At 40.2% G+C, this 16114-nt stretch carries 8 protein-coding genes; 6 read left to right on the top strand and 2 right to left on the bottom strand.

Annotated features, from left to right (window positions below; translation table 11 throughout):
* Window positions 1-171 precede the first annotated feature (171 nt).
* From QME58_08030 to QME58_08005, 6 genes are all read left to right on the top strand, one after another.
* Complete coding sequence (locus QME58_08030; GenBank protein ID MDI6803780.1) at window positions 172-3012, top strand: DEAD/DEAH box helicase family protein; 2841 nt, start codon at window positions 172-174, stop codon at window positions 3010-3012.
* Window positions 3012-4649, top strand: coding sequence for an ATP-binding protein (locus QME58_08025; GenBank protein MDI6803779.1), 1638 nt, complete (start codon window positions 3012-3014; stop codon window positions 4647-4649). The genes QME58_08030 and QME58_08025 overlap by 1 nt, the downstream gene beginning before the upstream one ends.
* Before the next feature lie 700 nt (window positions 4650-5349).
* Window positions 5350-7497: a site-specific DNA-methyltransferase gene (locus QME58_08020; protein ID MDI6803778.1), complete on the top strand. Its 2148-nt coding sequence runs from the start codon at window positions 5350-5352 to the stop codon at window positions 7495-7497.
* Window positions 7498-7501: 4 nt separating this feature from the next.
* Window positions 7502-9472, top strand: a complete 1971-nt coding sequence (locus QME58_08015) for an ABC-F family ATP-binding cassette domain-containing protein (protein ID MDI6803777.1) — start codon at window positions 7502-7504, stop codon at window positions 9470-9472.
* 21 nt (window positions 9473-9493) lie between these two features.
* Window positions 9494-10978, top strand: coding sequence for a glycosyl hydrolase 53 family protein (locus QME58_08010; protein MDI6803776.1), 1485 nt, complete (start codon window positions 9494-9496; stop codon window positions 10976-10978).
* A gap of 75 nt (window positions 10979-11053) precedes the next feature.
* Complete coding sequence (locus tag QME58_08005) at window positions 11054-13483, top strand: response regulator (GenBank protein ID MDI6803775.1); 2430 nt, start codon at window positions 11054-11056, stop codon at window positions 13481-13483.
* 37 nt (window positions 13484-13520) lie between these two features.
* On the opposite strand, the gene QME58_08000 is transcribed toward QME58_08005, so the two are convergent.
* Both QME58_08000 and QME58_07995 read right to left on the bottom strand, forming a co-directional pair.
* On the bottom strand, window positions 13521-15500 hold the full coding sequence (locus QME58_08000; protein ID MDI6803774.1) for a T9SS type A sorting domain-containing protein: 1980 nt from the start codon (window positions 15498-15500) through the stop codon (window positions 13521-13523).
* Between the two features lie 8 nt (window positions 15501-15508).
* Window positions 15509-16105, bottom strand: a complete 597-nt coding sequence (locus tag QME58_07995; GenBank protein MDI6803773.1) for a hypothetical protein — start codon at window positions 16103-16105, stop codon at window positions 15509-15511.
* Window positions 16106-16114 lie beyond the last annotated feature (9 nt).

The following is a 16114-nucleotide window of genomic DNA, read 5'->3' as shown; positions in this document are numbered from 1 at the left end:
TTTCTTAAATATACAAAAAAAAGTATTCAATAAGTCAATTTTTGGAACCGCCCTATACTCAATAATCCTTACGAGGAACCCAAGTTTTATTATCAAACCGATCTTGATGGTCGATTAGATTACGATGATAAGCGCAAAGGTCGCAGACCGTTTATACCGATTGTTCCCACGATGCCTATTGCGCAGAGACAAAGGTCATTACTCGATGTCAGCGATATATCGGCTGAATATGAAAAACATATTGTAAATCTAGTACGAAGAGAAGTGAAAAAGTGGAGAGAAACCGGCTATCCGGAGACGACTCGAGTTACAAAGGAGTTATTGAGCTATTGGTTCAATCCGCAACGTATTAACAAACTTTTCTTTGCTCAACGAGAAGCTATAGAGACGACGATATGGTTAAATGAAATTGCGGAAAAGTCGAACATCGGGCAACATGTTATTAATGGATTACAGAGTGAGTGGAATAAAATATCCACCGATAAAATTCAGTTCAACCTTCCTCGAATTGCTTTTAAGATGGCAACAGGAACAGGTAAAACCGTTGTTATGGCGATGCAGCTTCTATATCACTACTTTAACCGGCAAGAGTATCGTGGAGATACTAGATTTGCAGATTATTTTCTGATTGTGGCGCCGGGTATTACTATCAGAGATCGCCTAAGTGTCCTTTATGCTGATGCCGACAGGAATTCTGAGAGAGATTATTATCATCTAAGAGACCTTGTGCCCCGTTCAGAGTTTTACCAAGATTTACTTCTTGCTCTAAATTCTCGCCTCATCGTAACGAATCGCCATTCATTTGAATTAAGGGCGCTACAAGGGAATAAACGAAGCCCGTTAGACGGGAAAAAAGGTCGTAATAAACGTGAAGCAACTGAAGATTATAATCAGATGATACGCAGAGTTATTGGAAAGTTCAAAACTGGGACACGCCTTCTTGTAATTAATGATGAAGGACATCACTGTTACCTTCCGAAAAATAACGGTGCAAAAAAGGGAGAAGATGTTTCGAAAGAGGAAAACGAACGAGCCGCTGTGTGGGTCACTGGACTTGCAGAAATATCCCAACGCTACAAAATTCGTTCGGTTTATGACCTGAGTGCTACACCTTATTATTTGCAGGGTTCTGGTTATGAGTCTTATACTTTGTTCCCTTGGGTTGTCAGCGACTTTGGATTGGTCGAGGCGATTGAATCTGGACTTGTGAAAATTCCTTTCTTACCTGAAGAAGATCCAACGCATGAATTAGAGCAGCCAAAGTTAGCAAACTTATATGAGCATGTTAAAAAGGATTTGCCAAATTTTGGTGCAAAACACCGAAGGCTTGAGGGAAGGCCTGATATTCCACCATTAATTCAAATTGCCCTTGAACAGCTCTATACGAATTATTTTAAAGAGTATGAACGTTATCGCGGGTTGTTCGATCATCCCCCTGTGTTCATTATTGTTTGCAATAACACGAATGTTTCGTCAGAGGTTTTCAAATATATTGCAGGATATGAATTAACAAATGCAGATGGAACTACGACAGTTGTGAATGGAAAGTTAGATTTGTTTGATAACTATGACAAGCTAACACGTCAGCCGTTGTTAAAACCTCCTACGTTACTTATTGATTCAGATGCACTTGAGAACTCAGATCAGATAGATGAACAATTCAAGAAAGTGTTTGCACCTGAAATAAATCGGTTCAAATCGGAATACCGCATACTCCACCCGGATAAGTCGGTAGAAAAAGTAGCGGAGGCAGATATTCTTCGTGAGGTAGTGAATACTGTAGGAAAAGTCGGAATGCTTGGCTCTCACATTCGCTGCGTAGTTTCTGTTTCGATGCTCACGGAAGGATGGGATGCAAATACCGTTACACACATTTTGGGCATTCGTGCATTCGGTTCACAGTTATTATGCGAGCAGGTTGTTGGTCGTGCATTGCGGCGTGTATCCTACGTAGTAGGAAAAGATGGTAAGTTTACATCTGAGTATGCTCAGGTTGCCGGAGTTCCGTTTACCTTTTTCAAAAAAGGAAAAGTGGGAACGCCTGTCCAACCGGAAAAAGTCGAACAGGTTTATGCAATGCCGGAGCGTGATGCTAAATACGAAATTACCTTTCCGAATCTTACTGGATACCGAATCGAAATTTCGAATGATATTATTAAATCGGATTTCAGTAAGATAAAAGATTTCGAGATTGATGGCTCGAAATATCCTGAATATACAGTCATGGCAAATGCGTTTTCACCCGAGAAAGAAACGCTTACATTAGACCAAACAAAATTAAAACGCAAGCAAGAAGTTGTTTATACTCTTACTAAGTATATCATAAACCATTTTTACAAAGATGACGATGGTAACCCCTATTTCTATCAATTCAATCAACTAAAAAAAGTTGTAGAGGAATGGTTCGATACAAAACTTAAGCTTATCGGTGATGCATTTAAAAATATGATTTTATATTACGATCCAAAAGCTGTATGCGATCATATTATGCTCGGTATCTACGCTGAACAAAGGAAGACGGATGTTGTATTACCTGTGTTTAACCACTACAACAAATTCGGATCAACGAAATATGTTCGCGGGCAGACAACAAGAAAAACATATCCGACCAAAAAGAGCCATGTGAACGTAGTAGTTGGTGATACGGAGAGCTGGGAACAGATTGCAGCGAAGACTATGGATGAAATACCTGAAGTTCTGTCATACGTAAAGAATGCTTTTCTCGATTTCCAGATTCCGTACAACAAAGATGGAAAAGATAATCCGATGTACGAGCCGGATTTCATCGCTCGGTGTAAAACGAAAAGCGGTAAGATTGTTAATTTGATTGTCGAAATATCTGGTTTCTCGAATGACAAAGAAGAGAAGAAGTGGTATGTCGAAAATCGCTGGCTTCCGGCAATCAATGCAGTTAAAGAAAAGTACGAATGCTATGAGTGGCATTTTATTGAGATTGCAGGTGATATCAGAGATATAAAAAACCAGATTAAGGCAAAGCTGGCTGAAATTTGATGAATGAAACTCAAGACATAGAGAAAAAATCTTTGAAACTGCTTACAGGCAAATCTCCCGACTTGCACGAGCTTGTCAGGATTGCTGTCTGTTTTGCAAATGGCAGAGGTGGTTCCATTCTCATCGGAATTGAGGATGATACTGATATTCCACCGAAGAATCAAACGATTGATGTTTCATTACCAGAGAAAATAACCAAATACATCCGCCAACATTCGGTTAATCTTGGCATAGCTCCGGCTACAATAAAGAAAGCATCAAATAGTGCTGAATATATAGAGATTGAAGTTTATCCAAGTCGACAAACAATTGCAGGTACGTCAGATGGTAGATACTATATCCGAATCTCAGATGAATGTCATCCGGTGATGCCCGACCAATTAAGCCGTTTAGCAGCAGAAAAGAATGCTTTCGTTTGGGAATTACAAACAACAAAGCGAATACCCAAAACAAAAGTCGATGAGAGGAAACTTCAGGATTTTGTGGATGCAATTAGATTCTCAGATAGAGTCTCCGATTTTATAAGGAATAAATTTGATGATGAGTTGCTTGAACATTATTTTTTTGTGAAAGATGAATACTTAACAAATCTTGGAATTCTTTGGATAGGGCAAAGGGAAGACAGGGCTGCCTTATTGTATTCACCTACAATTCATTTCATTCGTTATGATAATTTGGATAACAAGGTAAAGAAGATTTCTTTTGATGATTATTCTCTCAATCCTGTAGAGCTTTTATCGGCAGTTGAAAAACTTGACGATTGGAATGAATCTATTGAATTCCCATCAGGAATATTTCGGAATTCAATCCCTATATACAACCGTGAAGTCATACGTGAATTAGTTGCCAATGCTCTTGCGCATCGAGTCTATGTAATGCAGGGAGATATTTTTATCAACCTTTATACCGACAGATTAGAAGTACATAATCCAGGACTTCTTCCGCTGGGTGTCACACCAAAAAATATTCTACATCAATCAGTTAGACGTAACGAACACCTTGCTAAAGTATTCTATGATTTAAAACTGATGGAACGTGAAGGCAGCGGATATGACCGCATTTATCAAATACTTATATCTGACGGTAAACAGCTTCCGGTAGTAGAGGAGAAATATGACCGTGTTATCGTTACAGTATATGGAAAAATATTTAATGCGGAATCATTACGCTTGATGGATAAAGTATCGAAAGATTATCAACTCAAACAAAAAGAACTTATTACCCTTGGTGTAATTGCACAACATAGTTCTCTCTCTGCCAATGAACTGAGCAAAATTCTAGCATTGAAAAAGTTAGAAGAAGTACGGGCTTGGCTTGGACAGTTGACCAACAACAAACTTGTATTATCGAAAGGAAAAACAAAGGGCATGCAATACTTTGTTAACCCTGAGCTTCTTCGGAAAATAGGGTATAAAGGAAAGACCACGCTGAAACAAATCGAGAGTCCAAGACTGCGAGAACTCATACTTGCCGACTTAAAGACATACCCAAGAAGTTCCGTGGGTGAGATTCATGAGCGAATCGGTAAAGAAATACCGGTTCGAAAAATACAGACACAATTGTACCAGATGTTGGAAGAAAAGTTGATTACAAAAGCAGGCAAACTTAGATATACAAAATACTGGCGGTCCAAATAAGTTATAGAATGTTATACATTGTATATAGAAATAGCGATCTAGCGTTGTAACTCGTTGTAAATCAACAGGTAAGTCAGTTTCAAATAGTTTATAAAAATTATAGCTTTTGGTTCACCAAATGGCAAAATCCATTAAAACAAGCACTATTGATTGATTTTAAGCTTTCAAATAAACCATAAATGCTTATAGATTTGTGTATAGAATCTATCCAAACATTTTTTTTACTTTTTCATTATTAATTTCGAATTGAAAAATTATGTCAATATCATCATTTAAACACAAAGACAAGCGCCCGCACATCCCTTCTAAAGAAGAAGCGGGTTACGAGCAATCTAACCCAAAGGTGCAGGCGAAAACTTCTGCTGAGTTTTCTCTCCCTTCGACTTCGCTCAGGGCAAGCAATCCGGTTGTCCATCGCGGGCAAGACCCTGAGCTTTTTTGGAAAGATAAGTACGGCAACGACAACCGCGAAGAATTGCTCAAGGTGGATATCCGCTCGCTCTACCGGCACGAGCACATCTCGCCGGAGATGCTCATTAAGAATCTCTACCGCTACACCGAGACCAACCCCGACCAGCTTTCGCTCATCACCGAGTTCAACGGGATGATTAAGGTGGAAGAAGCCGAGAAGCCCGGCAGCTACTACAAGCACCAGGACGACTGGAAGAACCGTATGATTTTGGGCGACTCGCTCCTCACCATGACCTCGCTACTTGAGCGCGAAGGTATGGCTGGCAAAGTGCAGATGATTTACATTGACCCGCCTTACGGCATTGCCTACAAAAGCAACTGGCAGATGAAGCTCAACAACCGCACTGTGGGCGAGAAGGACGAAGACGTAAGCGGCGAGCCGGAGGTAATTAAAGCATACCGAGACACGTGGATTGACGGCATACACACCTACCTCTCTTACCTGCGGGACCGGCTTCTCGTTGCAAAAGAGCTTCTCACGCCGAGCGGCTCGTGCTTCATGCAAATCTCCGACGAGAACGTTCACCTCGTGCGAAGCGTAATGGATGAGGTGTTTGGGAGCGAGAATTTTGTTACACAAATATCATTTCAGAAAACTGGAAGTTTTAGCTCGAAATTCCTTTCAAATGTCATCGATCATATTATATGTTATGCCAAGGATAAAGAACAATGCAAATGGCGTAACCTCTATCAAGAGAGGATGAGCGATTACGATATTCCTTCAGGTTATGATTACATAGAAGATCTAAAAGGAGTTAGAAGAATTTCTCCTGAAGAAAAGACATCTCGGTTTTTTAGTGATAATTTTGATAAGATATTTCAATCAGTTTCACTAGAATCTGGTGGTTGGAGTGAAACAGGATCGAAACCAATAACCCTAAATAGCAGAGAGTATACTCCTCGTTCGACTGCCCATTGGAAAACTACACACAATGGTATAAAAACTTTAGACAAGATGAATCGAATACATTTTCAAGGGAACTCGATTCGTTATAAAATGTATTTAAAAGATTTTCCAGTTGTGCCACAAACAAATATTTGGTCTGATCTCATGGGTGCAACTGATTTAATGTACGTTGTTCAAACTAATGTGAAAGTGATTCAGCGTTGTCTTCTTATGTCCACCGATCCCGGCGATCTCGTACTTGATCCAACATGCGGCAGCGGCACAACGGCGTATGTTGCCGAACAGTGGGGCAGGCGATGGATCACCACGGATACATCGCGCATCGCACTGAACATCGCCAAGCAGCGGCTCATGGCTGCGGTGTTGCCCTACTACAAATTGTACGACGAGAAGGGTGGCGATATCCGTCAGGGCTTCATCTACAAGAAAGTCCCACACGTTACGCTCGAGAGTCTTGCCAATGACGAGCCGGCAAAGGAAGAAACCCTGTACGATCGTCCTGAGGTGGACACCAAGAAGCTCCGTGTTGCAGGTCCGTTTACTGTCGAAACATTACAAAGCTTGAACCCACTCTCACCGGAAGAAATCTCTCAATCGCACGATGCCGATGATAATTTTGAGCAAAAGGTGTTCGATCATCTCAAGTCGGCGGGAGTGAAAACCGGAATGAAGCAAGAGCAAGCAGTGTTTACTCGCATCGATCCGCTCACAAGTCCGTACCTGCACGCCGAAGGTTTTTATCAGGCAAAGAAAGGCGAGCGGAAAGCATATATCCATATTGGTCCAAAGTTTGGAACTGTGAGTAAAGCAGCGGTGAACGAAGCCATCAAAGAGTGCCGCACACGCGGCGATGCCGATTGGCTTTTAATACTCGGCTTCTCGTTTGAGAGCGATGTCAGCAGTCAAACGATTACGAGTGAAAAGTTCGGTTCATTTGAAGTGAGCAAAATCCGCATGCACGACGACCTGATGCAGGAAGGATTATTGAAGAAGGACAAGAAAGCGGCATCGTTTGTAACCATCGCCGAGCCAGACATTGCGATGATACACCCTCCCATTACTAAGGGGAGGGTTGGGGTGGGGTCGAAAACCGTGCAAATAGAAATCCGTGGTCTCGACATCTACGATCCAATCAAAGACGAGGTGAAGCCCCGCGACATCCACGACATCGCCTACTGGATGGTGGACGACGATTACGACGGAAGCAATTTTATCGTGAAGCAGGCATTTTTCTGCGGCGGAGAAAAAGATGATTTTGATAACTGGAAAAAAGGATTAACAAGACTTGCACTTTCCTCTACCAAAAAGAAAGCCGAAGCTGCTTTAAGAATTGAAATCGATGAAGAAGCGTTCGAGCGGCTGTACGGGCACATCTCGCATCCCATCGAAGTAAAAAAGAAAGGGCAGAAAATTGCAGTGCGTGTCATCTCGCAATTTGGAGAAGAGTCGATGAAGGTATTGGAATTATAATTAAATGCTTCTACTCCAAAATATATCAATCCAATTCGGCGGCGAGTATCTTTTCAAAAATGTTACTTTGCAAATCGGAGCTCACGACCGCATTGGACTTGTTGGAGCCAACGGCACCGGCAAAACAACGCTGCTGAAAATTTTAGTCGGTTTGACTCAAACCGATTCCGGTTCCGTTCAAAAAGCTAATTATGTTTCGGTCGGTTATCTACCTCAGGAAGCTGTAACCTCATCGAATAAAACACTTTACGAGGAAACAAAAACTGCATTTGAGGATATCAACACTATTGAGCGGCAGTTAGACGAGATCAATTCACAAATCCAGAATTTCGTAAGCTCAACAAACTCCGATCAGGACTACAGTGAATTGATAGAGCTTCAAGGTGAACTTCAGCTTAAACTCGAAAGCTTAGACGCTTACCGAATGCAATCACAAGTCGAAAAAGTTTTGATGGGGCTTGGTTTCTCGGAAGAAGATTTCAACAGGCAAACTGACGAGTTCAGCGGCGGATGGCAAATGCGTATTGCTCTTGCAAAGTTACTGTTAAGCAATCCTTCGCTTCTGCTTCTCGATGAACCAACGAATCATCTCGACCTCGATTCGCTTCGCTGGTTAGAGGCTTATTTAAAATCGTACAACGGCTCAATCGTTATCGTCTCACACGACAGGGCTTTTCTTGATAACATGACTAACAAAACTCTTGCTTTGGCAAACAGCAAGTTAGCGATATATTCGGGTAACTATACATTTTATGAAACCGAAAGTGAAAACCGTCGCGAGCTTTTAGTTAATGCGGCAAAAAATCAGAAGCAGCAGTTAAAACAAACACAACAATTTATTGACCGCTTCAGATATAAGGCTACAAAGGCGCGACAGGTTCAGAGCCGGATAAAGCTTTTAGAGAAAATCGATTTGATTGAAGTCGAGGGAGTAGGGAAGGAAATTAGTTTTAGCTTTCCCCAGCCAAAGCAGTCGGGCGCAGTAGTGTTGGAAATCAAAGATTTGACAAAACAGTATCCTACAAAACACGGTAATCTGACGGTATTAGATCACCTTAACTTAACTATCGAACGAGGCGATAAATTTGCGCTTGTTGGGGTAAACGGCGCCGGAAAATCTACGTTTAGCAGAATAATCAGCAAAAGCGAGTTGCCGACATCGGGAGATATGAAATTCGGATATAATGTAACGACTGCCTATTTTGCTCAAACACAAGTGGACGAGCTTGAGAGTGAGATGGAAGTTTTGCAAGTTGTAGAATCGGTTGCTGAGGGCGAAACACGCACTCAAATCAGAACGCTCCTCGGCTGTTTTCTGTTTGAAGGCGATGATGTGTTTAAAAAAGTTCGTGTTCTTTCAGGGGGAGAGAAAAGCAGGTTAGCGTTAGCAAAGATGTTACTCCAGCCGGCAAACTTTTTAGTGATGGACGAGCCGACAAACCATCTCGATATGCGATCGAAAAAAGTTTTGCAAGAAGCATTGATAAATTTTGAGGGGACATATTTAATTGTTTCGCACGACAGGCATTTTCTCGACCCCGTTGTGAACAAAGTAATTGAAGTTTGTAACAAGTCGATTAAAATTTATCTTGGAAACATTTCCGATTATATCGCGGCAAAAGAAAAAGAAACGCAGGCACTCAAACCGACCAGAGCGATTAGCACACAAGGCAATATCACAGAAATATCAGAGAAGGATCGCAAACGTCTTGAGGCAGAAGAGCGACAGCGGCTTTACATGATTACAAAGCCAATAAAAGAGAAATTGGCTGCAGTTGAAACAGAAATTAAGAAAAAGGAAAAATTAAAAATCGAATACCAGGCTGCGATGGCTGAACCTGATTTTTATTCCGACACACAAAAAGTGAAATCAACCAATAGCGAGTATAAACAAATAACGGGCGAGTTGGACGAGCTGTATAAGAAGTGGACTGAATACAGCGAAAAACTTGAGCATATTATTATCAAACAGTGAAAATAAATGAAGGAAATTAGTATGAGATTTTTATTTTATTTTTTAAGTGCCATTATTATAATATTTATCATCAATACTACCGTATCAGCTCATGGTATCGTCGATAAAAAGAATAATACAACGCTTCAATTCGGTGGAACTGCCAACGATTATATGGCATATCGAGAATGGAGTAGTTACTGGAAATATCAAAATCCATTACAAGTGATGAAAAACAATGGTTTTAACTGGATCAGAGTTGGTGTTCTTACAACGTCGAGCCAATTACTTGCCGCCACTCCATACCAGAACTGGCCCTCTCTTGGTTGGCAGAATGAATTTTGGTGCAGTCGTGAATTTGCCGAGCGAGTTTTACACGAAGCAGCTCAATACAATTTAAACCAAAGTGTTTTCTTTTACTTCAGCGACAGGGCTACGCATGCCGGTCAACAAGACGGTCCGGCTGAATGGTTACCCTTTAATCTTGAACAAACCGCAGCCGCTATAGAACACAATTGTTATGAAACTGCAAACTATTTTAAAATGAAGGGGCTGAATGTAAAAATTTATGAAATGGGTAATGAAATAGAATATGGAATCTGTAGTTATTATCCAGGTGGAAAAATAACTCAATGGAATGGACAGGGAGCGTATCTAAATTATTTAAGAGATAGTGTGTGGAGTAAAGAAGTAGTTTTATTAAAAGCGGCAATTCGAGGAACAAAAAGAGCCGATTCAACCGCACAGATTAAACTTCACATTAGTTCGGTGGGCTGGTTCGAGGGTATTCATCAAGCATTCTACCAATATATAATCGACAACGGTGTTCCATTCGATTTTATCGGACTAAGTTATTATACCAGCGGATATCCCCCGGGTTCACCTTCACCTACACAAGTAACTTTTGGAAATTTTTTACAATTATGTTCGTTATTAACAGACCAGACCGGCAAAAAAATTATCATTTCAGAGTTCTCTTATCCAAGCTCATATGTATCGGATATGGGACCAATCTATCCCGGTTATCCTTTTACAGAACAGGGACAGGCTTTATATGTAAGAGATTTTATTCGAATATGTAAACCCGATACGAACATTTACGGAATCTTTTATTTCTATCCGGACTATCAGATCGCTCAATATTCGATAAGCGAAGTATTGGGTTCGTATGGATTATTTCATAACGATTCAACATATAAACAGGCGATGACTGCAATTAAAGATGAATTATTAAATGTTGATGGACAGCATATTGCTTCACCTTTAAATTTTCATCTTTATCAAAACTATCCTAATCCATTCAACCCGAAAACGACTATATCGTTCAATATTCCTACCTCAGAATTCGTTACAGTAAAAATTATCAACATTCTTGGAGAAGAAGTTGAAACGTTGATAGAGGAACACAGAGCAACCGGAGAATATAAGATAGAATGGCATTCTGAAAATTTTCCGAGCGGCGTTTACTTTTATCAAATGAGATCTGGAAAATTTGTGGAAACCAAGAAATTGATTTTGCTGAAATGATTTTCTCTTTGCATCTTATTTAAAAATTGCTTATTTAATAACTGATTTTTTACTTCTCATAAAAATATAAGGACTATGGAAACATCTAAAGAGTTAATTCAAATTTTAGAAAGTATAACAGGCGGTTTTTTTGCGTTGGATAAACTTTACAGATTTACGTATTGGAATAAAGCCGCCGAGGAAGGTACCGGTTTTAAACGCGAAGAAGTTTTAGGAAAGAATGTTTTTGAAATTTTCCAAAACGCAAAAGATGCTGAGATTGGCGAAAAATATAAACTTGCGATGGAAACGAATACCTTTCAGTCCATTCAATCTTCATACAAGGACGACCGCTTTGAAGCGTGGTATGATATCCGGATTTATCCGACTGAAAGCGGTATATCAGTTTTCTTTCAGGACATAACCGAACAAAAGCAGCAACAAAAACAAAAAGAAATGCTTTTGGAAATATCGCAAGTGATTAATACAGCCCAACACGCCGACGATATGTGCACAGAAGCCGCCGACCGGATAGCAAAGTTTTTAGATATACCTATAAAATTTATATGCATCTACCGTCACGACTCACGCACATCGCTTCTACACTTGATGGCTCCCACGTTTTCCAACATTCCTATCCCGCCGGATATCGAGCACCAAATTGTTGACGAGAAAGCAACCTCGATCGCAGTTCGTACAGCATTAAGTTGCAAAACTATTGTAACCGATGAGTTAGCTCGCAGTACGTTGGCTGCATATTTCCTGACGGAGATAGATGAAAACCGGCTTCAAACTTTGATATCTATTCCCTTGTTAGTTCAAGGCGACTTGCAGGGTGTGTTGGAAGTAATGTCGCGCAAGGAAGAAGAGTTTATTAACACCGAATTAGATTTACTCCGCGTTATTGCAAACGAACTTGCTATAGGTTTGAGCCGCAAACGTTTGCTTGATGAAATAACTGTGAAGAACCTCGAGCTTGAGAACGAAAAACTAAAAACCGAAGAAGCAAACAATGCTATTAAGAAATTTCTTGCAACATTCAGCCACGAATTACGCGCACCGCTGAACAATATCGTTGGCTTTTCGGATTTGATTGCATCGGATTTTCAGACTTTACCTCCCGACAGAATCCGGGATTTTATGAAAAATATACAAATCAGCGGACAACACTTGCAGCACCTCATCGGCGATATTTTAGACCTCTCGAAAATTGAAGCCGGAAAAATGGACCTGCACATCGAGGGCTTTCCTATCGATTACTTTACTGACGCCATTACGCGCGTTTTAAATCAAGAACTCGAAAAGAAAAATATTAATCTTGTCTTCAAAACCAGCCCGCAAGTAGATATGCTTTTCGTGGACCAAACCCGGTTTAAACAAATTTTAGTGAACCTCGTATCGAATGCCCTCAAATACAGCAAACCCAACAGTTCTATCGAAATCGGATTTAATAGAGTTGAACATGAAATCGAAATCTACGTCAAAGACGAAGGTACCGGTATCAAACCTGAAGAAATTCCAAAACTTTTCAGACCTTTCCAACAGACAAAAAATACATCGGCATTGAAAGAAGGAACAGGTTTAGGATTAGCCATCACTAAACGATTGGTTGAATTGCACGGAGGACAAATCAGAGTTGATAGCCGATGGGGCGTCGGAACAACTTTTACCATTAATATCCCAATGGTCATCGGAATTGAAAATGCTTTCTTGGCTCAAAAACCAGACGACCAGTTATCTGAACTGGAAGGACTGATTATCGAAACCAAACCGAAACCAGAAAAGCCACTTGTCTTAATAATTGAAGATAATCAACAAGCTGTTCAACTACTCGAGATGTACCTTCACGACGCCGGCTACAGAACCGAGATTGCGCGCGATGGACTGCAAGGAATCGAGAAAGCCAAAACACTCCGACCAAACATAATCACACTCGATTTGATGCTGCCTTTGAGAGATGGTTGGCAAGTATTGAAGGATTTAAAAAACCATCCGATTTGTAAAGATATTCCGATAGTAATTATTTCCATAACCGACGAGAAAAAGTTGGGCTTTACACTTGGCGCGGCAGATTATTTTGTGAAACCGGTTAACAAGGAAGAGCTGCTTGCAACATTAAAAAAAATTCCTCTGAAAAAATCTTCATCCAATGTGCGACCAAAAATTTTAGTGATTGATGACGACCCTACTGCGGTCGAGTTGATTGAAGTAATTTTAGAGTCGGAGGGTTATGACGTTGTAAAAACCTACAACGGCAAGGAAGGATTACAATTTGCCATAACAGAGCAACCCGATTTAATGATTCTCGATTTAATAATGCCTGAGATTTCCGGTTTTCAGCTTGCACATCAGATGAGGCACCACGATGAAACGAAGAATATTCCGATAATAATCTTGACCTCGATGGAAGTCGATCCGGACACACGCGAAAAAATGGAAAACATAGTTACCACCGTAATGAGCAAGCAGAAATTTACAAGGAAAGACTTGCTGCGTGAAATAAGTTCGATAGAAAAAATGAGATAATCAGTCATTTATCCATTTATTCATTGACTATTGACCATTATCTTGCCAATAACATTTTCTTCACCGATGTATAGTTGCCTGCTGCAAGTGGTTCTGTTGAACTCACCACGAGCTTGTAAAAATATACGCCGCTTGAAAAATTAGATCCATCCCACTCAACATCATAAGTTCCAACTTCTTTCCAGTCGCTGACAAGTTCTGAAATTTCACGCCCTAAAACATCGTAGATTTTCATGCTAACATAACCAGCTTCGGGAATGGAAAATTTTATTCGTGTAACAGGATTAAATGGGTTTGGATAATTCTGCATCAAGGCATACTTATCCGGCAATAAAGTTTCTTCCTCTTCTACCGAGGTTAGCAAATCTACAACTGTTCGGATAACCAAATTATATCCTCTTCCGAAATTATTCACATCTTGAAAATTTAACCACTCTAAATCGAAAAGAGATGAACTGCGAGTCGTTTGGTTCGCTCCGTCATCTATTACAAATTGTATTGTATCACCCGCTGTTCCTACCACTTCAAACACGATATGAAAATTTACATCTTTCGGAATAGTAATATTAAGCGGGCTTAAATCGACTGTATTAAACGCACCTTTTGTTAAATTCGAAAAAGGGATATTTATTGCAACCCCGATTTGAGTTCCGGGGATACCGCCCAAACTTCCGGTTGAGTTATTATGAACTGTTACTTTCAATGTTCCGTTGCCTTTAATTCCATTTGTTCCACCGTTTATTAAAAACTCTGTTCGTTTTAACTTTGCATCCGCACCCGGAGTAAACCGTACCGCATAAGCGATTTCTTCAAATTCCGATGGCAAATCAATGACGTACTTGGGAGTTCCGTGATATTCCAAAATATTTGTTAATGGCTGGTCGGGCACTTTGTTGGCAAGAAAATTTATTCCGCTCGTTACTATTCCTGTACTCACAGATACTGACACTCGCGCATTCACGGAATCAATTAACGGGTCGTGCGACTCGTTCTGTCCGTTATAATACTCGGCTAAAACCGGATTGATAAATGAGATACCGCTTCCATCTTCCGCATACGGACCCACACTTGAACCACCTGTGAAGGAGGAAATAATCGGTTCAATTTTAATAAAATAATCTCCTGCCGACAAACCGTGTATCGTGTAGTCGCCTGTATTTTGAACAAAATAATCGGTAACTGTAGAAATTTGATTCATCAAAGAATCGGTCGTACTAATCGCAACAACGTTGGCACCACGAACGACTGAATTATCGAAACGAACTACCGTCCCGCTGATTTTTCCTGTCGAAGTTGTAAAGGAAGGTTCAGGATATAAAAAGCTTACAGCAGCGATATCGTCCGGATTCAAATTTGCTAACGACACATCATCATCAGTCGAAGTAGGATACATTGTTGGAATATAAATATCGTTTGCTGTAATTCCATCGCCGGCAAACTCATCGTTTATTTGCGTATGGTCGAGTCCGATAAAATGTCCAAGCTCGTGAACAATAGTAGCTTTATATTGGATTTCTGTAAGATTGTGTGGCGGCTGTGTAAATTTTCCGTTTAACACAGCTTCGCCTTCAGCGTAGTAACCCGCGTCGGGACCTGCATCATAATAAGCTGATCCTGCAAATCCTAAAATATCGTCGCTTGCACCAATGCCAAAGATCGAATCAATTATCGCTCCGTTATTATCGAATACAACGGGATTAATTCCGTCAGAAAAATTATCTAAGTAGTTTGTAAAATTTGTTCCATCAACATCGATTAGCAGTTCGCCTTGATGGAGGAATGTAACATTCGACGATGCGACATCTTGCCAAACTTGAAAACTTCCGATTGTCAAATTTTTTGCCGTCAGGTTTAAGAAATTGCCTAAATTTCCTTTGTCGGTCTGGTAAGTTATCGGCATTGTTTTATACACTATCGATCTATTTTGATAAGTCGTGAGAGGTCCACCGGCAAAAGTAATAAAAGAAAGTTGAATATAAATTAACACACAGGCAAGTAGTATTCGAAGTTTCTGCATTTCGTTTCCTATTTAGTTTTTAATGTTGATACAAGTTTACGAACGGTTTCAGCGAATTCAACATAGTCGTATTTTTCAATACGAACAGGTTTTAGCCACTTTTTGTTGGAAACTGTTTTCGGATTTTTTAAATGTTTGAACAAATTCGGATTAGGTGTTTTATTTTGTACAAACTTTTTTCCTGAACGATTGTCGATTACAACAGAAAATTTACCTTGTTCCATACCTACCGGGCTCTGCATTCCTTTTGTGCTTTGAGGATAAAGCATCAGAATAACTTCTTCGTTTTCGGTAAATCGAGGACTGCCGGCAGGAAAATAAACAAGACCATCGGCTTTCCCGCCGTATTGTTTGAATGTGTATTTGCCTGTTTGGGCACCGTTGAAATTTTCATAAACATTGATTGTTATGTAAGTAACCAACAGTCCGGATTGAGCATCCTTTCCGCTTTCAACTTTTTCTACAATCCCGTGAATAATTACTTCAGATTTTTTTACAAGGTCTTCGATATTCATTGGTTTTGAACGCTGTGCAAATGCCGGTAAATCGCTCAAAAAACAGAATATCAATATGATGTTTAATATTTTCAAATTTTGTTTTAACATAATCAAGTC

This window comes from Bacteroidota bacterium, from assembly GCA_030017895.1.
Taxonomy (GTDB): Bacteria; Bacteroidota; Ignavibacteria; order UBA10030; family BY39; genus JASEGV01.
Note: the sequence above shows the minus strand (reverse complement) of the source record. Positions and strands in the feature narration are given on the sequence as shown.